This window comes from uncultured Bacteroides sp., assembly GCF_910586915.1.
Taxonomy (GTDB): domain Bacteria; phylum Bacteroidota; class Bacteroidia; order Bacteroidales; family Bacteroidaceae; genus Bacteroides.
In genome coordinates this window covers 17,137-35,646 of the sequence record NZ_CAJULN010000011.1, presented here as the reverse complement: position 1 = coordinate 35,646, position 18,510 = coordinate 17,137, and the positions used below count along the sequence as shown (strand labels likewise).

Annotated in this window: 20 protein-coding genes and 1 tRNA gene; 10 read left to right on the top strand and 11 right to left on the bottom strand. The window is 48.6% G+C overall.

Going from position 1 to position 18,510, the window contains the following annotated elements; all coding sequences use genetic code 11:
• Positions 1-4: 4 nt before the first annotated feature.
• The 7 genes from QZ331_RS06275 (at position 5) to QZ331_RS06245 (ending at position 4,169) form a co-directional block, all read left to right on the top strand.
• Positions 5-724: a hypothetical protein gene (locus tag QZ331_RS06275; RefSeq protein WP_294629025.1), complete on the top strand. Its 720-nt coding sequence runs from the start codon at positions 5-7 to the stop codon at positions 722-724.
• Positions 715-1,488: a TatD family hydrolase gene (locus QZ331_RS06270; protein ID WP_294629023.1), complete on the top strand. Its 774-nt coding sequence runs from the start codon at positions 715-717 to the stop codon at positions 1,486-1,488. The genes QZ331_RS06275 and QZ331_RS06270 overlap by 10 nt, the downstream gene beginning before the upstream one ends.
• 123 nt (positions 1,489-1,611) lie before the next feature.
• Positions 1,612-1,699 (top strand) — tRNA-Ser (locus tag QZ331_RS06265).
• Between the two features lie 75 nt (positions 1,700-1,774).
• Entirely contained in the window at positions 1,775-2,575 is an 801-nt protein-coding gene (locus QZ331_RS06260) for a MotA/TolQ/ExbB proton channel family protein (protein ID WP_294629021.1), read from the top strand.
• 6 nt (positions 2,576-2,581) lie between these two features.
• Positions 2,582-3,067 carry a hypothetical protein gene (locus QZ331_RS06255; protein ID WP_294629019.1) on the top strand — a complete coding sequence of 162 codons (486 nt, stop codon included), beginning with the start codon at positions 2,582-2,584 and terminating at the stop codon, positions 3,065-3,067.
• Between the two features lie 35 nt (positions 3,068-3,102).
• On the top strand, positions 3,103-3,699 hold the full coding sequence (locus QZ331_RS06250) for a biopolymer transporter ExbD (protein WP_294629017.1): 597 nt from the start codon (positions 3,103-3,105) through the stop codon (positions 3,697-3,699).
• On the top strand, positions 3,699-4,169 hold the full coding sequence (locus QZ331_RS06245; RefSeq protein WP_294629015.1) for a biopolymer transporter ExbD: 471 nt from the start codon (positions 3,699-3,701) through the stop codon (positions 4,167-4,169). The genes QZ331_RS06250 and QZ331_RS06245 overlap by 1 nt, the downstream gene beginning before the upstream one ends.
• 79 nt (positions 4,170-4,248) lie before the next feature.
• Here QZ331_RS06245 and QZ331_RS06240 read toward each other — a convergent pair whose 3' ends face one another.
• Both QZ331_RS06240 and QZ331_RS06235 read right to left on the bottom strand, forming a co-directional pair.
• Entirely contained in the window at positions 4,249-4,785 is a 537-nt protein-coding gene (locus tag QZ331_RS06240) for a GNAT family N-acetyltransferase (protein ID WP_294629013.1), read from the bottom strand.
• A gap of 68 nt (positions 4,786-4,853) precedes the next feature.
• Complete coding sequence (locus QZ331_RS06235) at positions 4,854-6,134, bottom strand: IgA Peptidase M64 (protein WP_294629011.1); 1,281 nt, start codon at positions 6,132-6,134, stop codon at positions 4,854-4,856.
• Positions 6,135-6,287: 153 nt separating this feature from the next.
• Here QZ331_RS06235 and QZ331_RS06230 point away from each other — a divergent pair, with 153 nt between their 5' ends.
• Positions 6,288-6,767 (top strand): Lrp/AsnC ligand binding domain-containing protein, encoded by a 480-nt coding sequence (locus tag QZ331_RS06230; protein WP_294629093.1) that lies wholly within the window; start codon positions 6,288-6,290, stop codon positions 6,765-6,767.
• Between the two features lie 41 nt (positions 6,768-6,808).
• Here the strand turns inward: QZ331_RS06230 and QZ331_RS06225 are convergent, their stop codons facing one another.
• The 6 genes from QZ331_RS06225 to QZ331_RS06200 form a co-directional block, all read right to left on the bottom strand.
• The gene (locus QZ331_RS06225; RefSeq protein ID WP_294629009.1) at positions 6,809-7,303 is read right to left on the bottom strand and encodes a dihydrofolate reductase; all 495 of its coding nucleotides are present in this window, start codon (positions 7,301-7,303) and stop codon (positions 6,809-6,811) included.
• A gap of 5 nt (positions 7,304-7,308) precedes the next feature.
• On the bottom strand, positions 7,309-8,103 hold the full coding sequence (locus QZ331_RS06220; RefSeq protein WP_294629007.1) for a thymidylate synthase: 795 nt from the start codon (positions 8,101-8,103) through the stop codon (positions 7,309-7,311).
• Positions 8,104-8,146: 43 nt separating this feature from the next.
• Positions 8,147-9,418, bottom strand: coding sequence for a cardiolipin synthase (cls, locus tag QZ331_RS06215; RefSeq protein ID WP_294629005.1), 1,272 nt, complete (start codon positions 9,416-9,418; stop codon positions 8,147-8,149).
• Between the two features lie 137 nt (positions 9,419-9,555).
• Complete coding sequence (locus tag QZ331_RS06210) at positions 9,556-9,885, bottom strand: DUF5056 domain-containing protein (RefSeq protein ID WP_294629003.1); 330 nt, start codon at positions 9,883-9,885, stop codon at positions 9,556-9,558.
• Positions 9,866-10,417 (bottom strand): sigma-70 family RNA polymerase sigma factor, encoded by a 552-nt coding sequence (locus tag QZ331_RS06205; protein ID WP_294629001.1) that lies wholly within the window; start codon positions 10,415-10,417, stop codon positions 9,866-9,868. The genes QZ331_RS06210 and QZ331_RS06205 overlap by 20 nt, the downstream gene beginning before the upstream one ends.
• Positions 10,414-11,013, bottom strand: coding sequence for a DUF6249 domain-containing protein (locus QZ331_RS06200; RefSeq protein ID WP_294628999.1), 600 nt, complete (start codon positions 11,011-11,013; stop codon positions 10,414-10,416). The genes QZ331_RS06205 and QZ331_RS06200 overlap by 4 nt, the downstream gene beginning before the upstream one ends.
• A 111-nt stretch (positions 11,014-11,124) precedes the next feature.
• On the opposite strand from QZ331_RS06200, the gene QZ331_RS06195 reads away from it, so the two are divergent.
• Complete coding sequence (locus QZ331_RS06195; protein WP_294628998.1) at positions 11,125-12,594, top strand: RsmF rRNA methyltransferase first C-terminal domain-containing protein; 1,470 nt, start codon at positions 11,125-11,127, stop codon at positions 12,592-12,594.
• A gap of 28 nt (positions 12,595-12,622) precedes the next feature.
• Here QZ331_RS06195 and QZ331_RS06190 read toward each other — a convergent pair whose 3' ends face one another.
• Entirely contained in the window at positions 12,623-13,774 is a 1,152-nt protein-coding gene (locus QZ331_RS06190; protein ID WP_294628996.1) for a 6-bladed beta-propeller, read from the bottom strand.
• 118 nt (positions 13,775-13,892) lie between these two features.
• Between QZ331_RS06190 and QZ331_RS06185 the strand changes: the two genes are divergently transcribed.
• Positions 13,893-14,180 carry a hypothetical protein gene (locus QZ331_RS06185; protein WP_294628994.1) on the top strand — a complete coding sequence of 96 codons (288 nt, stop codon included), beginning with the start codon at positions 13,893-13,895 and terminating at the stop codon, positions 14,178-14,180.
• 31 nt (positions 14,181-14,211) lie between these two features.
• Here the strand turns inward: QZ331_RS06185 and QZ331_RS06180 are convergent, their stop codons facing one another.
• On the bottom strand, positions 14,212-15,402 hold the full coding sequence (locus QZ331_RS06180) for a TolC family protein (RefSeq protein ID WP_294628992.1): 1,191 nt from the start codon (positions 15,400-15,402) through the stop codon (positions 14,212-14,214).
• Between the two features lie 16 nt (positions 15,403-15,418).
• Positions 15,419-18,508: an efflux RND transporter permease subunit gene (locus tag QZ331_RS06175; RefSeq protein WP_294628990.1), complete on the bottom strand. Its 3,090-nt coding sequence runs from the start codon at positions 18,506-18,508 to the stop codon at positions 15,419-15,421.
• Positions 18,509-18,510: the final 2 nt, after the last annotated feature.

Genomic DNA, 18,510 nt, shown 5'->3' with positions numbered 1-18,510 from the left:
GAATATGCCATACAGACGACTACCAAATACAGACCAGGCGAGGGTTCGGGCGTTGAAAGCAGCAGTTGAAAAAGGAGAACGGTATAATGTGCACGACTTGGCAATCACACTGAAAACTTTGTTCGATGCACGCAATTTTCTGCAACGGTTTGAAGCGGCACAGATTTATTATACGCAATGTTATAGTAATCAGTCACGGGCAAGCCGGAAACATCAGGCGAATGTGAAAAACGCCCGTTTGTATGTTTCTCATTTTATTCAGGTGCTTAATTTAGCAGTTCTCCGGGATGAAATAAAAGTGACGCATAAAAGGCTCTACGGCCTGCCTGATGCGAATAGTGTGCCTGATTTGTTAAGCGAAGCTTCATTGGCAGAGTGGGGAAAGAAGATAATAGAAGGTGAACAACAGAGAATCTCCCAGGGGGGCATACCTATTTATAATCCTACCATTGCACGTGTGAAAGTACATTATGATATTTTTTTGGATAGTTACGAACGGCAAAAGAATTATCAGGTCTTGACCGGCAGAAGTCTCGATGAATTGGCGTCTATGCGTGCTCGCGCCGATGAATTAATCTTGGATATATGGAATCAGGTAGAGGCTAAATTTCAGGATATTACTCCTAATGAACTCCGATTAGATAAATGCCGCGATTATGGATTGGTATATTATTACCGTTCCGGTGAAAAAATAAAGGAAGAAAACGAAATATCATGCTCATAGATACTCACTCTCATCTTTTTTTGGAAGAATTCTCCGAAGATTTGCCGCAGGTAATGGAACGTGCGCGTCAAGCAGGTGTCTCATCTGTTTTTATGCCCAATATTGATAGTACGACAATTGAACCCATGCTCTCCGTATGTGCCGATTATCCGGGCTTTTGTTATCCTATGATTGGGTTGCATCCTACCTCTGTCAATGAAACCTACGAGCAGGAGTTAGCGGTTGTGTACGAACAATTGTCAGGCTCTAATCCGTATGTTGCCATTGGTGAAATAGGTCTTGACCTTTATTGGGATAAGACCTTCCTGAAAGAACAATTGCTGGTTTTTGAAAAGCAAATTGAATGGGCACTCGAATACAGACTACCGGTTGTCATTCATGCAAGAGATGCATTCGAATATATATATAAGGTAATGGAAGCCTATAAAAAGACGCCGCTTGCCGGTATTTTTCATAGTTTTACCGGAACCCCGGAGGAAGCAGCAAAATTGTTGGAGTTTGAAAACTTTATGTTGGGGATTAACGGAGTAGTTACTTTTAAAAAATCGACTTTGCCGGAGGCGCTGTCGACGGTTCCTTTGGAACGTATTGTCCTCGAAACCGATTCACCGTATTTGACGCCGGTTCCTAATCGTGGCAAGCGGAATGAAAGTGCGAATATAAAGGATACCCTTGCCAAAGTGGCTGAAATCTATCGGATGTCTCTGGAAGATGTGGCTCTGGTCACTTCGGAAAATGCGTTAAAAGTGTTCGGAATCGGCTAATAAGCTCTGAAAGGTTTTAAATTATATTAATTTGCAGTATTTATTTAAGATAAAAAAGGGATAATGCTTCAAGAAAAGAAAAAAAAGGATACATTTGTAGCTGAAAATACGGAAAACATATAAGGAGAGATGCTCGAGTGGTTGAAGAGGCACGCCTGGAAAGCGTGTATACGCCAAAAGCGTATCCGGGGTTCGAATCCCCGTCTCTCCGCAGAATTGAAAAACGAAGCGAGAAGTAAAAACAATAATAATAATCAATTAATTAATCTTAAAAATTAGACACACAATGAAAAAGTTATTCGCAATTGTTGCTGTGATTGGTGCCTTTACATTTGGCTCTATTCAACTTGCTCAGGCTCAAGACGCTCCTGCAGCAGAACAAACTGAACAACAAGCTGTTGCTCCCGCTGCTGAGACTACTCCTGCTGCCCCTGCTGCAGAAGAAGGCGGTCTTCACAAAGAATTGAAAGTTAAATTCATCGAAGGTACTGCATCTTTCATGAGTTTGGTAGCTGTTGCTTTGGTTATCGGTTTGGCTTTCTGTATCGAACGTATCATTTATTTGAGTTTGGCTGAAATCAACACTAAGAAATTTATGGCATCTATCGAAGCTGCTTTGGAAAAAGGAGATGTTGAAGCTGCTAAAGACATCGCTCGTAACACAAGAGGTCCTATTGCATCTATCTACTATCAGGGATTGATGAGAATCGACCAGGGCATCGACGTTGTTGAAAAATCAATCGTATCTTACGGTGGTGTACAGGCTGGTTACCTTGAAAAAGGATGTTCTTGGATCACACTGTTTATCGCAATGGCTCCGTCACTCGGATTCTTGGGTACTGTAATCGGTATGGTGCAGGCGTTCGACAAAATCCAACAGGTAGGTGATATCTCTCCGACAGTTGTTGCCGGTGGTATGAAGGTTGCCTTGATTACAACTATCTTCGGTTTGATCGTTGCTTTGATTCTTCAGGTATTCTACAACTACGTACTTTCTAAGATTGAAGCTCTTACAAGCGAAATGGAAGATTCTTCTATCTCTTTGCTTGATATGGTAATCAAATATAACTTGAAATACAAAAAATAATTCGAGATGAGTAAGTTAACATATAAAATATCGTATTACGCTCTGTATGCGATGTTTGCTGTCATCCTCGTCGTATTGGGACTTTTCTACTTCGGTGGTGATGCCCAAGGTGCGGATGTTGTCGTAGGAGTCGATCCTGAAATGTGGCAACCGGCCTATACTAATACTTTGCTGATGCTTATTTACGCATTGTTCGGTTTGGCTGTAGCTGCTACAATAATTGCTGCTGTGTTCCAATTCGGTGCAGCTTTGAAGGATAATCCGGCAAATGCAATCAAGTCTTTGCTTGGCTTGGTGCTATTGGCTGTCGTATTAATCGTAGCTTGGTCTATGGGAGATGGTACTCCTATGCAGATTCCGGGTTATAGCGGTACGGATAATGTTCCTTTCTGGTTGAAGCTGACTGATATGTTCCTTTATTCTATTTACATTCTGTTGTTTGTGACTGTTGTTGCAATCATCGTGAGTGGTATAAAGAAAAAAATATCGTAATCAATTGGGGAAACTCAATTAAATAAGTAATTACAATGGCAAAAGGAAAAAGAAAAGTTCCTGATATTAACTCAAGTTCTACGGCGGATATCGCTTTCTTGTTGCTGATCTTCTTCTTGATTACGACATCTATGGATACGGATCGTGGTTTGGCAAGACTCTTGCCGCCGCCGCCCGAAGATCAAGACCAACAGAACACGGATAAGATCAAAGGACGTAACATCTTACAGGTTTATCTGAATAAAGATGATGCTTTGATGTGCGGTAATGATTATATCGGTGTTGATCAGTTGAGAGATAAGGCTAAAGAATTTATTGCTAATGTCAATAATGCAGAGAATATGCCTGAAAAAACACAGAAAAATGTGGAATTCTTCGGTACATATTTGGTTAATGACAAGCACGTAATTTCTTTGCAAAATGACCGTGGATCTTCTTATCAGGCATATATCAGTGTGCAAAACGAATTGGTTGCTGCATACAATGAATTGAGAGACGAGTTAGCTGAACAGAAATTTGGAGTAAAATATGGGGATTTGAACGATCTGCAGCAAAAAGCTGTACGTGAGATTTATCCGCAACGAATTTCTGAGGCAGAACCTAAAAAATACGGAGAAAAAAGAAGTAAGTAATGGGAAAATTTAATAAGACTGGTAAACGTGAAATGCCGGCATTGAATACTTCTTCGTTGCCTGACCTTATCTTCACCTTGTTGTTCTTCTTTATGATTGTAACAACAATGCGTGAGGTAACATTAAAGGTGCAGTTTACACTTCCGCAAGGTACTGAACTCGAAAAACTGGAGAAGAAATCATTGGTGACATTCATTTATGTAGGTGAACCTACTCAGGAATATCGTGCGAAAATGGGTACTGAAAGTCGTATTCAGCTCAATGACAGCTATGCTGAAGTTGGTGAAGTGCAAGACTTTATCTTTCAGGAACGTGCGAGTATGAGTGAGGGAGATGCAGCAAAAATGACTGTATCTCTGAAAGTTGACCAAAAGACTAAGATGGGTATTATTACTGACGTAAAAAATGCTCTTAGAAAATCTTACGCTTTGAAGATTAACTACTCTGCTACTAAGCGTGGTGAGAAATAATTAGTTAATTCGACTATACTAAAAAGGGCTTTCGAATTTGTTCGGAAGCCCTTTTTATTTATTAATCTTTATCAGTTTGTTATTCTTTTACTCCGTATACGATTGTATGGAGTTTATGTCTGATTGTTTCGTAATCTGTTTCCGGTTTGAGATTGCCATACACCATTAGATACATGGGCAGGAAGTCATCTCCCGGTTTGTAGGGAGGCTGGTAATAATCTTGTTCCCATAAGACGAAGCCTTGACGCTGGTAGAATCCGATGCGGCGTTTTGCCATATCTTCTACCGGGCGTTCCACTTCGAGCACAAGAGGCCGTTTCAGTTCGTTGCACAAGTATTCAAGTGTACGTTTTCCATATCCGCCATTTCGTAGGGTGGGGGCGGTGGCGAAGTGTTCTATGTAATAGAAGCTGTCGAAGTCCCAATAAGTAATAAGGCCGACAGGCAGGTTTTCATCGAAGATAAGGTTATTATGAAAGTTGTTCATGCGGTCGGTGTATTCGCGAAGTTGGTTCAGTTCGCGGTATTCTTCCGGTGGAAATGCGTCTATAAGCAGTACCTCCATGAACTTGTAATGTTGGATATCCGATGTGGTTATCGGTTGAATTTTAATCATGCGGTTGTGACTTTAAGCGGTTACTTTGAACTATTTCTTTAAATTGTGATTTAAAAGTTCAGACTTTATCATTGTGGGATGTAGAATTCGATGAGCCGGCGAATGGCACGTTGGCAAACCGGGCAGAACTCCGGATGTTCGTTGGTTCTCATTCGGCAGTTATAAGCAGGGCGATAAATACCTTTGAAAGAATACCCTGCTCCTTCGTATACTCCTATCGGGTATTTATTTTTTTCGGTTACAGGAGTTGGTATCGGTGTTCCGGATGGAAGCATATCTTTCCATTTGGTGGCGAAGGTCACTCGTGTTGAGATGTTCTGTTCCCACGGTTCGATGTCCAGAGGATAAAGGTCGGTCATTACATCTTCCTCATAGAAATATTCGTCGGCGAGCCCGGCAAAGCTATGTCCGAATTCATGAACTATTACAGGTTTGAACATCGGGTGATGGGCGGTAGTCAATGTATAAGAGTTGTAGATTCCTCCGCCGCCATATACGTTCGTATTGGCAAGGATGATAATGTGTTCGTAAGGAATGCCGGCAAGAGCATTGTGAATGGATTTCACTCGGCTGGTAGTCAAGTAACGTTCGGAGTAGAAAGTATCGAAATGGGAGTGCACGGCCGTCTGCTTCCATTGGTTTTCGCGGGGGACACTGACACCACTGTCCGTAGACGGGCTGGCGACAGCGATAATGTTGAACCTATTCTTCATGGAACGGAATGGTTCGTGCGAGAACAGCGCTTCACAGGCAATTTGCGCATCCTGATAGAATATGTCCATTTCCTTTTCAGTATAGCCTTCGGCAAGGATGGCAACGTCAATGCACTCCTTTTCATTTCCGCTTTGAAGCATATAGCGATGCGGAGTGATGTGTGATGTGCCGCGTTTATGAATCAGGATATCGTCCGGACGGACAATGTGTTTGTAGCTTGCCATGACTTCCCTGCGTGGAGAAAACAAAGCAACCTCCACTTCGACCGCCTGCTTGGGGTAAGGGAGAAGGAATGTGTTTTCGAATCCCTTTGCCGTTTCTTTGGCTTCGTCTGTAGTGAGCCATTCCTGAAACAGTGAAGAGAAAGAGGTTTTGTAAATACACTGTTTGGTAGCGAGGTCTTTTACGATAATTTGCCCGTTGCCTGCCAACGGAAGCTCGGATAAATGATGCCGGCGACCCGCCCATGAAGGAAGCTGTGACAACTCGTCCAAGTAGATAGCCTGTTGTTTGGCGTTTCCGGTAAAGATATAATCCACTCGCAATGTTTTGTCTTGAAAATAGTCGTCAAAGTTCTGTGTATGAGCTTCTACGAAACTGAATAACAGTAGGATGATGCAGTAAAATTGTTTCATATAAATAGTATATTTATGTTTTTTACAAAGATACAAACTATTATTGATTTGCCTGCTTCGCATAAATAAAAGTAATAGATTATTGTATTTATTATTAGAAAATCGCTAACTTTGCATAAAAGAATTACTGACAAAAACAATTTGATTGAAAAAATGGGACATCACCAATTAGATACTTTAGATGAGCAAATACTAAAGCTGATAGCAGGCAATGCCCGTATTCCTTTTCTGGAAGTGGCAAGGGCTTGCAATGTTTCCGGAGCTGCCATTCATCAACGCATTCAGAAGTTGACTAATTTGGGAATACTAAAAGGTTCGGAATATATTATCGACCCCGAGAAGGTAGGGTATGAGACTTGTGCTTATATCGGTATATATCTGAAAGATCCCGAATCTTTTGATTCGGTGACGAGAGCTTTGGAAGCCATTCCCGAAGTGGTGGAATGTCATTTCACTACCGGAAAGTATGATATGTTTATCAAGATTTACGCAAAAAACAATCACCACTTGCTGAGCGTTATCCACGATAAGTTGCAGCCGTTGGGACTGGCGCGTACGGAGACGCTGATTTCCTTCCACGAAGCCATTAAGCGGCAGATGCCTATAATGGTTGACGTAGGAGGTGAAGATTAATCGGGGAATATCCCGGTGACAATCGGAAAGAGAAAGCAGGTTTACTTTCTCACATAATCTACAAAAGCATAAGAGCAGAGATGTTTCTCATCCGCAAGATGAGCTTCTCTGCTTTTTTCTTGCCATAGCTCCGGAGAAACTTCCGGAAAATAGACATCGGCTTCCGGAGCGGTGTTGTCAATCTCGGTCAGACAGAGTTCGTCGGCTACTGAAAGTGCTTGTCGATAAATGCTTGCGCCGCCGATTATATACACGTGTTCGTCCTCTTGGCAACTTTGCAGGGCGGCTTCGAGTGAGGGAAAGACCTCTGCACCGGGACACTGGGTGTTCGGATTGGCAGACAACACAATGTTTCTGCGGTTGGGCAATGCACCTTTCGGAAGAGATTCGAACGTTTTGCGTCCCATTACAATCGTGTTTCCGGTAGTCAGCGACTTGAAACGTTTCAAGTCGTTGGGCAGCCAAAAAAGCAATTTGTTCTGAAAACCTATTGCCATACGTTGGTCTATGGCGGCGATAATTGATATTCTACTCATGGGGATTATACAGCTACTACTCCGGCGATGTGCGGATGCGGGTCATAATTCACTAATTCGAAATCTTCGTATTTGAAATCGAAGATACTCTTCACATCCGGATTGATTTTCATTTGCGGGAACGGGCGCGGTTCGCGCGACAGTTGCAGTCTGACCTGTTCCAAGTGGTTCAGATAGATATGCGCATCGCCTAAGGTATGGATAAAATCGCCCGCTTTCAATCCTGTCACTTGCGCCATTATTTGCAATAACAATGCATAAGAAGCGATGTTGAAGGGAACGCCGAGGAAAATATCCGCACTACGCTGATAAAGTTGCAGGCTCAACCGTCCGTTTGCTACATAAAACTGGAAGAACGCATGGCAGGGCGGAAGATTCATATTGTTCAGGTCGGCTACGTTCCAGGCACTTACAATGATGCGGCGCGAGTCGGGGTTGTGCTTGATTGTCTCCACCACTTCACTGATTTGGTCGATGAATCCGCCGTTGTAGTCGGGCCACGAGCGCCATTGGTAGCCGTAGACGTGACCTAAATCACCGTTCTTGTCGGCCCACTCATTCCAGATGCGCACTCCGTGCTCCTGAAGGTATTTCACGTTGGTATCCCCCTTCAGAAACCAAAGCAGTTCGTATATGATTGATTTCAGATGCAGTTTCTTTGTTGTCAGACAAGGAAAACCTTCTTCGAGATTAAATCGCATTTGGTGTCCGAAAACGCTGATTGTTCCCGTTCCGGTGCGGTCGCTTTTTTCCGCACCTTCGGTCAGTACGCGGTTCAGCAAATCCAGATATTGTTTCATAATGAATAAGTTACATGATAATCAAATAATTCTCCGCACAAAATTACAAAAACGGAGTGAATAAATTCGCAAACCAGCCGACGAACTTCTTCCAGGGCGAACGCTTTTTCCAGAATTCGGGCGTCAGTTGCGTGCAGTGTTCGATGTCGTTGTAGAACATCGTATTCAGTTCGGCAGTCATTGCCTTGTCAAAGACGAAAGCATTCGTCTCGTAGTCGTATCGCAGGCTCCGGCTGTTCAGGTTGGCAGTGCCTACTGTGCAGAACAAGTCGTCCACCATCATGATTTTCGAGTGGTGAAATCCGCCGTTGTACAGATAGACGGTAGCTCCTCTTTTCATCAGTTTGTGTAGTTTGTAGAGCGCGGCATCCGGAGTAAACGGAATGTCGGATGCGGAAGAAACCATGATTGTCACATTTACCCCCCGGTCGATGGAGCGGTTCAGTGCTTTCTTGATAGAAGAGGTCGGCACGAAGTAGGGGTTGACGATGTGCACATTCTTCTGCGCCGAATAGATACTCATGGCATACGCATGACTCAGCATACGGCTATTCTCCTTCGGGGTGCGGTCTACAATGGCAACCACGACATTGGTGCTGTCCGTCCGTCCCTCCTGTGGCGGGAAATAGGCTTCCCCGCCTATATTCTGTTTGGTTTCCTTGTTCCAGATTGTGAGGAATATCTCCTGCAAATCGCTGACAGCACCTCCTTCGATACGTATATGCATATCGCGCCATGTTCCGATTTTGGGCAAACCGTTGATGTAGTAATCGGCGATATTCATCCCCCCCGTATAAGCCACTTTCCCGTCTATGACGGCTATTTTCCGGTGGTCGCGGTGGGCGGCGTGATTGATGTAAGGGAAGGTAAACGGGTCGAACTTGACAATCTCGATACCCTTGTCCTGTATTTCCCGGAGATGTCTCTTTTTGAGCGGCTTGTTGTTCGACCAGTTGCCGAAGGCGTCGAACATGGCACGTACCTCAACCCCCTCCTTCACCTTTTCCGCCAACAGGTCGAACAAAGCGTTGGCGATGGAGTCGTTGCGGAAATTAAAGTATTCCAGATGCACATGATGTTTGGCTTCGCGTATGGCTTCGAATAAGTCGATAAACTTTTCCCGTCCGCTTTTCAGTAGTTTCAGCCGGTTATTGCCGGAGATAGGGATTCCCGATTCTTTCAGGAAATTCAGTACAAGAGAATCACTTGTCAGTCCGATTGAGTCTCTGGGCTGAGTCATCAGGCTGTCGACAACATCCGCCTGTGCACGCACCAAAGACAGGAACAGAAATAAAATAAATAGATACGGTTTCAAAACTTTTCTCTCTCTTTTAGTTTACAAGGCAACAAAGATACAACATATAGGTTGGGGGCTGCCCGGGAGAAAGGAGAAATTTACCATTGTTTAACAGACCGGGCAGACGTTGAAAGCTCTGAACGTGAATGATAGGTTTACGCTAAGGAAGCCACTTTCCGGGTTGCCATGCATAGCAGAACGACGGCAGCGATAATCACCGATTGCGGGTCGAGGCTTGCGGCGTTGTGGCTGACCATGCCGATAAACACTTCCCTTATCGTTCCCCAAACAGCTTCCACCCCGTCCATCCAAACGAAAAGCCCTGTCGCTATGGCCATCACGCACGTGTTCCAGATACGCGCTAACCGACGGCTGCGGTCGGGCAAGTGACGTATGACGCGGCGGCTGAATCCGTTGTCCGCTATTTCCTGTCTGTTTTCCGCGAAGAAATCCCGCAGGAGTCTCTCATTGTCTGCTTCTGTCATAACCGTTTTGTTTTAAATATGCTGCTAATTTATCTTTTCCACGCGACAGATGGCTTTTCACCGTTCCTGCCGGCAGGCCCGTTATCCCTGCAATTTTGTCGATGCTCACATCCTCCATGTAGAACAGCGTGATGCAGGTTCTTTCCACCTCTTTAAGCGTATTGAGCGACTGGTAGATGTCCATCTTTCTACCGACATTCTCCTGTTCGGTGCTGTTGAAAGCATCTACTTCCCTTGTGTTCAGCTCGGCCGTCTCTTTCCGGCTGCGAATATAGTCATAAAAAACATTGTAAGCAATACGATACAGCCACGTAGAGAAGCTGGACAGGTTTTGAAAGGAGGCGATGTGGGTGTAAGCCTTGATAAAGGTGTCCTGTGCCAAGTCGTCGCTCAATTCGCTGTCGCCGCAAGTCAGGTGCAGGAAAAAGCGCCTGACGGGCGACTGGTATTTCTGCACCAGCCGGTCGAAAGCCTTCGTGTTTTTGAACACTACGACTTGTGCGACGAGCGATATGTCGTTGAGCCGGCTCATTCGTTGGCGCCGTTCTTGTCTTTGTAAGATTCACCTTGCGACCGTCCTATCATCCACTGGCCGAGCCCCATAAACGTTACCAATAGCCCTATCGTACCGATGCCGAAGTCTCCGGTGATGGCCCAAAGGAAGATGAAAAGTCCGATGCCGGTAAAGGTGTTTTTGATACCCTGCGAGCGTTGGTCGATGAATTTGCTTTCCCGTATGAACTCCTCCGGTAACGGTTGTCCGGTGGCGAGCGCTTGTTCGACGAGACGGTAGCGTGCCTTCCGGCTCTTGTAGCGGAAGAAGAAGATGATGAACAGAACAAACACCGGAAATCCGAATACGGTAATGATGCTGATGACTGCTATGAGTATGCCCCCGTTGATGTTGTCTATCAGTTGGCTCAGCAGCGAGCGAGTGTTGTCGTTGGCGTTGCGGTTGTTGTCGTTGTCGCCGGCGAAGTCCGTTTCCGTAGCTTCGGTGCCAATCGTTGTCAGTGCGGTGGTATCTGTATCTGCCACCGTAGGTTGTGCCACCAGCGTATCGTTCTGAGCAATAGCCGAGGTACAAGTAGTCAGTACGACCATCAGAGCAAGTAGAAAATTTTTCATGTCAGTAGTTTCTTTTAGTTGTTTCTTTGTCTGTTTAGACGTAGTTAGTATCCAAGAAAGTTGCAAAGAGACGAAATATTCTTGATATTTGCACAAATTATTTGGAACAAAATGGATTTACCCGCTTCTTTTACAGCTTATACCCGCTCTATTCTGGGCGACGGAGAATATGACAGACTTGCTGCTGCCATCGGGCAGGAACCGCCCGTGAGCATACGGTTGAACAGTGGAAAATGGAGAAAGGAGAATGACGAATACCCCTTTCGTGCCCCCTTCGGCAAAGTGCCCTGGGCGTCCGGGGGATACTACCTGGAGGAGCGCCCTACGTTTACGTTCGACCCCCTGTTTCATGCAGGCTGCTATTACGTGCAGGAGGCGTCGTCGATGTTTGTCGAGCAGGTGTTGCGGCAGTATGTGGCGGAGCCGGTGGTGATGCTCGACCTCTGCGCCGCTCCCGGAGGAAAGTCGACCCACGTGCGGAGCGTGTTGCCCGAAGGGAGCCTGTTGGTGGCCAACGAAGTGATGCGCAACCGTTCGCAAGTGTTGGCTGAGAACCTGGCGAAGTGGGGACATCCGGACGTGGTTGTCACCAACAACGACCCTGCCGATTTCTCCTCCCTGCCTTCGTTCTTCGATGTAATTCTGACGGATGTTCCTTGTTCTGGCGAGGGAATGTTCCGCAAAGACCCCGTGGCGGTAGAAGAGTGGAGCCCGGAAAATGTGGAGATATGCTGGCAACGGCAACGGAGAATCATTGCCGATATATGGAGCAGCCTGAAACCCGGCGGAATCCTTATATATAGTACGTGTACCTATAATACGAAAGAGGACGAGGAGAACGTGCGCTGGATTTGCGGGGAGTTCGGGGCTGAATCCTTGCAGTTGGACGTTTGCGGAGCATGGAATATCACAGGCGACCTCTCGGCGGAGAGCGCTTCGTCCGCAAAGCTGCCCGTCTATCACTTCTTCCCCCACAAGACCAAAGGCGAAGGCTTCTTCCTTGCCGCCCTTCGCAAGCCGCAAGAGGGAGGAGCGTGCGTGCCTGCCTTCTCCCTCCCCCCGAGCAAGCCGGCAAAGAAAAAAGACCGGAAGGGAGGAGGAACGCCCTCGCTTCTCTCCAAAGAACATCTGCACACTGCCGAGGGGTGGCTCGACAGCGACCGGTGGCCAGGATACGTCGTCTCGGCCGAAGCGGGGCGGGTGTACGCTTTTCCGCAGCGCTATGCCAATGAGTTAGCGGCGATGAAACAAAGTCTGAGAGTCGTTTCGGCAGGCGTCGACGTAGGAGAGGTGAAGGGGAAAGACTTGGTTCCCTCACACGCTTTGGCGATGAGCTTGCTGTTGCGGCAGGATGCTTTTGCCGTCGAAGCCGTCACTTACGAACAGGCGATAGCTTATCTGCGCAAGGAGGCGATTGCCTTGCTGCCAACGGCCCCTCGCGGCTATGTATTGCTCACCTATCGGGGCTTTCCCCTCGGTTTTGCCAAGAACATAGGCAACCGTGCCAACAACCTTTATCCGCAGGAGTGGCGCATCCGTAGCGGATATTTGCCGGAGGAGATAAAGACCGTGTTCGGCTGAGGAAGCACCTCCCCGAAGGGGGAGGGCGTTACCGCAGCGTATAACAGAAGATGACCGGGTTCGACTCCTCCATGATTTCCTCCAGCAACGCAAGCCCTCTCTTTGAAAGCATCTTTCCAAGCGCCTCGTTTTCTTTCATCCGGCATAGTACATGAGCCGGATAGACGAAACAGGTACTCGGGTTGCCGGTGTCGGTGATGCAGGTCTGGTTAGGCATCGGCAGACCTAAGTAAGAGTTTATGATTTTCCGGTAATGGATGATTTCGCGCGTGTGTTTGTCCAGCACGAAGCTGCCGGGGAGATTGGTCGTGAAGAGTATCCGGTGGTCGTTTTCGGTCATGTTCGAGATGGAATAGATGTAATTGTGTTCCATACACAACTTGGCAAGTTCCGCACACGCGAAGATCTGCTCCTTTTGTGCTTCGGGAAACGCCAGTTCCCCCCAGTTGATGTGTATCTCGGGCGATAATTCTTTTCCTTTCAGCCGATAGATGTGAGAGTCGAACCGGCGCGTGAAGAGGGTCGTTGTTCCTTCCGTCAGATTGCGTCCCGAAGCGTGGCAGTAAGGTGCGGTTTCGGGCAGCGGTTCCAGTATCCGGTAACTTTTCTCCGGATGTTTTTTGTCGATAATTGTGATGGACGTCTCTGTCGGCTTGTCGTTGTAGAATGTCGGGTTCAACAAATAGATGAATTCGTTGTCTGCCGACAAGGCGTGGAAACTTGTTGGGTTTTCCAAACAAATGCTTTTGACAAATGCTCCCTCCAAGTTGTAATATAGCAGTGTGGAGGGGTAACCTAACAGTATCAGTTGCGACGATTCCGGGTCGATGGTCATATCCGTCAGTGCGGTGTATTCGCCCGGTCCGTTGCCGACGGAACGGATGGAATGGATAAACTTCCCGCTCGCTTCGTAGCATAGTACTTGTTTGCTTCGTTTGTCGAGGATGTAATACCTCCCGTTGTGCCGGATGATACGGTCGATGGAGGCTATGAGCGACTTCTCTGTCAGCTCGGGGATGAATACCTGCGGGTGAGAAAACAGGCAGGTGTCCGGCAGGTTGTCTATGTGCTCCGAAACGAAGGCAGAAGGTTCGTTCGGCCGGTGCGGTTGACAGGCGGTGCATAGCAGCAGTAATAAGGAAATCCATTGGATGGAATGGATGAAATGAGTAGGTTTCATGTTTTTATGGGATGAGAAAAGTTAAGAATGAGGTTTGTTCCTGCTGCAAAGTTGGCCATTATTTCCTGTAGTGAGTAGTCGGATTTTCCATAATTGATGTACAAATAGTACGGATGGAATGATTTTCAGCCATCAGGAGGCGGCGCATACCTTGCAGGGAACGGAGACGCAAGATGCAATGTCGGGTGCAAGGAAAAGGACTTTTATTCATCGGACGACTCCAGTCGGCCGATTGGTCAACTCCAGTCGGCCATTCGGCAAAAATGCTTGTGAAATCATTCGGCAACGGATGTGGAAGCCGTTGGGAAGCTGTTTGTGCGGTAGTATAATGCAGGCGGGATACGAAAAACAGCCTGTAGGGCAGACAGCCATACAGGCCGGCTTACTCTACAGACTGTTCTTTTAAACGAGCAGTGTATGACTACAAGCTCACCGTTCTACAATTTGTTCTTGTAAATCCGTGCCATTGCCTTCTGATACTGATTCTCCAATTGCAGGTAATTCTGATGGCTTTGGTAAATCACGGACACTTCGACAAAGTATTCAATCATGCTGATTTCCCCTCCCGTCAGTGCTTTCTTCAGCAAGGCCAAGTCCTGTTGCGAGCGGAAAGTCTTGCTGTATGCTTCCATCGAGTCGTGCAGTGTTTTGGCCTCTTCGTAAAGCTGTGTCAGTTCGGAAGCTACTTGTAGGGTGGCGTTCTCCTTTTGCAAGTCGGTGCCGAGTGCTTGCGCTTTGGCAATCTTCACCTGGTTGCGGTTTTCAAAGATAGGAAAGGAGAAACCGACGACCAAACCGTTGAACGGTGTTCCCGTCTCCGTGTTGCGGCGGTAACCCAACTCCAACTTCGGCAACCACTGCGACCTGCTGACGGCAATCTGTTTACGGGCAACCAGACTCTCGCCGGCGAGTGCCGTCAGCGTGCGGTCGGCGGCAATCACTTCCGACTTCAACGACTGGAAGTCGGCGGGGAAGGGCACGGCAGCATATTGGTTCTCTTCAAAGACTACCGGGAGATTGCCGTTCAGCACGTTCAGCTCCTGCAATTTGTTGCGCAGGGCCGTTTCGTTGAGCGATGTCTCCGTGCGTATGTTCAGCAGTTCCAGATTAATCTTGTTGGTCTCGATGGCGTTGGCGTCGCCCGTTTGCAGACGCTTGGCGTACATACCGGCAAGCTCTTCCGCATTGCGCAGGCGCTCTTCCAACAGGCTCTTCTGCTGGCGGAGCATGATGATGTCCAGGCAGAGTTCCTTTGCCTGCAAGAGTTTCTCCTGGCGGAATACATCCGCTTGGCTGTCGTAGGCGCCTGCCTTCAGGCGGTTCAGCTTGTTGCGCGTGGCATATAGGCTGGGGAAGTCGAAGCTCTGTGCCACGACGAGTTCGCCAATCGTCTTTTTCTCTTTAGCGCCCCAGAGATGGGCGTACGAGAGCGTGGGGTCGGGCAGGTTGTTGGCGGTGCGTGCTTCCAGCTTTTGCGAGGCAATCAGTTGTGCGTTTGCCTGCAACTCCCGGTTGTTGGTCTCGATGCTTTTCAAGACCTGTTCGATGCTGCCTTGCGCCTGCACCTCGCCCGTGGGGGCAAGGAGCGCGGTGGCGACAAGGGAACTTATAAGGATGATTCGTTTCATGTTTCTTATCTTTTGGTCATTTCTTTCTTTGATGCATCATCAGGTAGACAATCGGCACGATGAAGCCGTTGAGGAACGTCGATGTCAACAATCCTCCCAAGATGACTTTCGCCATCGGGCTTTGAATCTCGTTGCCGGGCAGGTCGCCGCCTAAGGCAAGCGGAATCAGTGCGAGGGCAGACGACAGGGCGGTCATCAGAATCGGGTTTAGACGGTCGAGCGAACCTTTTATCACGCTGTCGTACACGTTCAGCCCCTCTTCCCGTTGCAGGTGGTTGTAGTGGCTGATGAGCAGCATACCGTTTCGGGTGGCGATGCCGAACAGCGAGATAAAGCCGATGATGGCGGGAATGCTGACTTCGCCCGTGGTGATGACCAGTGCAAACACACCGCCAATCAGTGCCAACGGCAGGTTCAGCAGGATGACGCCCGACTCCTTCACGCTGTGAAACTCGTGATAGAGCAGCAGGAAGATAACGACGATACTGATGAAGGAGGTGAGTGCCAACGTACGGCTTGCCGCCTGTTCGCTTTCAAACTGTCCGCCGTATTCGATGTGATACCCTTCGGGGAGTTGGACGGCGGTGTCGATGCGCTGTTGTATGTCGTTTACTACGCTGCGCAGGTCGCGGTCGGCAACGTTGGCCGAAATCACGATTTTGCGTTTCACGTTCTCACGGTTGATGGTGTTCGGTCCCATCGCCGATACCACGTCTGCCACATAGTTCAAGGGCACTTTGCTGCCGTCGTTGGTGTCTATCATCAGGTCGCTGATTTTCTCCATCCCGTCGCGGGCGTCGTCTTTCACCTTGACCGTGAGGTCGAAACTCTTCCCTTGCTCGTACACCTGCGAGACGACCTTGCCTGCAAGGGCTACGTTGACATATTCCGAGAACTTTGGCAGGGTGATTCCGAACTTGGCCAACATCTCCCGCTTCGGTCGTATTTTCAACTGCGGACGTTCGATTTGCTGTTCCACGTTGAGGTCGGCAATGCCCGGTATGTCGCCGATGGCGTCTTTAATCCGGTTGCCGAGCGAGAACATCCTGTTCAGGTCGTCGCCGAAGAGCTTGATGGCGATGTTCGCTTTCGTTCCTGAAAGCATGGCGTCGATACGGTGGCTGATGGGCTGCCCGATTTCGATGTTGGCGCCGGTGATGGTACCCAACTTCTCGCGCACTTCGGCAACTAATTCGTTGCGCGGGCGGTCTTGCAGTTCGAAGGGGGCTTCTATTTCCGACACGTTCACGCCGAGCGCATGTTCGTCCAGTTCGGCGCGTCCCGTTTTGCGTGCCACCGTCTGTATTTCGGGAATCGTGAGCAGCAGTTCCTCGGCACGTTGCCCCATCTTGTCGCTCTCTTCCAGCGAGATACCCGGCAGCGAACTGATGTTGATGGTGAAGGAGCCTTCGTTGAAAGAGGGCAGGAAGCTGCGTCCGAGGGTGAAGAACACAGCAAGCGTCACGGCAAACAGTCCGATGGTTGTTCCCAGTGTCACCCTCTTGTGCACCAGCACCCAAGTGAGTGCTTTGCCGTAAATCCCTTTCATCCAACGGGCGATGAAGGATTCCTTCAGCTCCTTGCCGGTCTTGTTGTTGCTGCCTATCAGGTAGGAGCAGAGCACTGGAGTCAGCGTGAGCGCCACTACCGTCGATGCAAACAGCGCCACGATAAACGCGATACCCAATGGCACCAACATACGTCCTTCCATTCCGCTGAGGAAGAACAACGGCACGAAACTGACAACGATAATCAGTGTCGAGTTGAGGATAGGCATACGCACCTCTTTCGATGCGTTGAACACTACGTCGAGAGTGCCCAGCCGTTCGGCTTCGGGCTTTTGGCGGTTTTCCCGCAGGCGTTTGTACACATTCTCCACGTCTACAATCGCGTCGTCTACCAGCGAACCGATGGCAATCGCCATACCACCGAGGCTCATTGTGTTGATGGTCAGTCCCATGTAATGCAGTGTCAGTATGGAGACGAGCAGGGAGATGGGCAGGGTCACCAGCGAAATCACCGTGGTGCGCACGTTGGCAAGGAAGAGAAACAGCACGACTACCACAAAGATACCGCCTTCAAAAAGCGACTTCTTCACATTGCCGATGGAGCTTTCGATGAAGCGGCTTTGGCGGAAGATGTCGGTAGATACTTTCACGTCTGCCGGCAGGTTCTTTTGGAGGTCTTTCAGCGAGGTCTCCAGTTTATCGGTCAGTTCGAGCGTACTGGTGGCGGGCTGCTTGGTGACGGTCAGCAGCACGGCGGGTTTGCCGCGTTCGGAAGCAGTTCCCAACTTCGGTACTTTCGGGGCGATTTTCACATCGGCGATGTCTTCCAATGTCACGGGGAAGGCATCGATGTTCTTTACAACCGCTTTGCCGAGTTCTTCCACCTGCGTGGTGGAGAGCAGACCGCGCACGATGTATTCGTTGCCGAACTCGTAGAGCACGCCGCCGTTGGAGTTGAGGTTCATGTCTTGCGTCACCGTTAGCACCTCGTCCATCGAGACGCCGTAGTGGCGCATCCGTTCGGGGCTTAGCTGTATCTGGTATTCCTTGATGTCTCCGCCCAATACGGCTACCTGTGCCACACCGCCGGTAGAGAGCAGTCGTGGGCGGATTGTCCAGTCGGCAATGGTGCGCAGGTCGAGCATCGAAGTAGAGTCGGCGGTCAGCCCGACAATCAGCATTTCGCCGAGAATGGAGGATTGTGGCCCTAAGGTCGGCTTGCCCACGTTGACGGGAAGCGATTCGCTGACCACTGCCAACTTCTCGCTGACAATCTGGCGGGCAAGGTAAATATCCGTCCCCCAGTCAAACTCCACCCATACGACGGAAAAACCGTTGGTGGAGGAGGAGCGTACGCGGCGCACACCGGTGGCACCGTTCACGGCTGTTTCTACGGGGAAGGTGACAAGTTGTTCCACTTCCTCCGCCGCCATACCGTTGGCTTCGGTCATGATGACCACCGTGGGGGCGTTGAGGTCGGGAAAAACGTCCACTTCCGTATGCATGGCGGTGTAGGTTCCCGCAAGGAGCAGGAGAAGCGCCGCACAGAGCACAACCAGGCGATTGTGCAAAGAATAATATATAATCTTATTAAGCACGT

Excerpts from the sequence above, each read along its gene's own strand:
- QZ331_RS06185 (WP_294628994.1), top strand. The coding sequence starts at position 13,893 with ATGATTTTCAGCCATCAGGAGGCGGCGCATACCTTGCAGGGAACGGAG.
- QZ331_RS06230 (WP_294629093.1), top strand. The coding sequence starts at position 6,288 with ATGGGACATCACCAATTAGATACTTTAGATGAGCAAATACTAAAGCTG.
- QZ331_RS06220 (WP_294629007.1), bottom strand. The coding sequence starts at position 8,103 with ATGAAACAATATCTGGATTTGCTGAACCGCGTACTGACCGAAGGTGCG.
- QZ331_RS06210 (WP_294629003.1), bottom strand. The coding sequence starts at position 9,885 with ATGACAGAAGCAGACAATGAGAGACTCCTGCGGGATTTCTTCGCGGAA.
- QZ331_RS06255 (WP_294629019.1), top strand. The coding sequence starts at position 2,582 with ATGAGTAAGTTAACATATAAAATATCGTATTACGCTCTGTATGCGATG.
- QZ331_RS06240 (WP_294629013.1), bottom strand. The coding sequence starts at position 4,785 with ATGATTAAAATTCAACCGATAACCACATCGGATATCCAACATTACAAG.
- QZ331_RS06195 (WP_294628998.1), top strand. The coding sequence starts at position 11,125 with ATGGATTTACCCGCTTCTTTTACAGCTTATACCCGCTCTATTCTGGGC.
- QZ331_RS06180 (WP_294628992.1), bottom strand. The coding sequence starts at position 15,402 with ATGAAACGAATCATCCTTATAAGTTCCCTTGTCGCCACCGCGCTCCTT.
- QZ331_RS06190 (WP_294628996.1), bottom strand. The coding sequence starts at position 13,774 with ATGAAACCTACTCATTTCATCCATTCCATCCAATGGATTTCCTTATTA.
- QZ331_RS06270 (WP_294629023.1), top strand. The coding sequence starts at position 715 with ATGCTCATAGATACTCACTCTCATCTTTTTTTGGAAGAATTCTCCGAA.
- QZ331_RS06200 (WP_294628999.1), bottom strand. The coding sequence starts at position 11,013 with ATGAAAAATTTTCTACTTGCTCTGATGGTCGTACTGACTACTTGTACC.
- QZ331_RS06245 (WP_294629015.1), top strand. The coding sequence starts at position 3,699 with ATGGGAAAATTTAATAAGACTGGTAAACGTGAAATGCCGGCATTGAAT.
- QZ331_RS06225 (WP_294629009.1), bottom strand. The coding sequence starts at position 7,303 with ATGAGTAGAATATCAATTATCGCCGCCATAGACCAACGTATGGCAATA.
- QZ331_RS06205 (WP_294629001.1), bottom strand. The coding sequence starts at position 10,417 with ATGAGCCGGCTCAACGACATATCGCTCGTCGCACAAGTCGTAGTGTTC.
- QZ331_RS06235 (WP_294629011.1), bottom strand. The coding sequence starts at position 6,134 with ATGAAACAATTTTACTGCATCATCCTACTGTTATTCAGTTTCGTAGAA.
- QZ331_RS06275 (WP_294629025.1), top strand. The coding sequence starts at position 5 with ATGCCATACAGACGACTACCAAATACAGACCAGGCGAGGGTTCGGGCG.
- QZ331_RS06250 (WP_294629017.1), top strand. The coding sequence starts at position 3,103 with ATGGCAAAAGGAAAAAGAAAAGTTCCTGATATTAACTCAAGTTCTACG.
- QZ331_RS06260 (WP_294629021.1), top strand. The coding sequence starts at position 1,775 with ATGAAAAAGTTATTCGCAATTGTTGCTGTGATTGGTGCCTTTACATTT.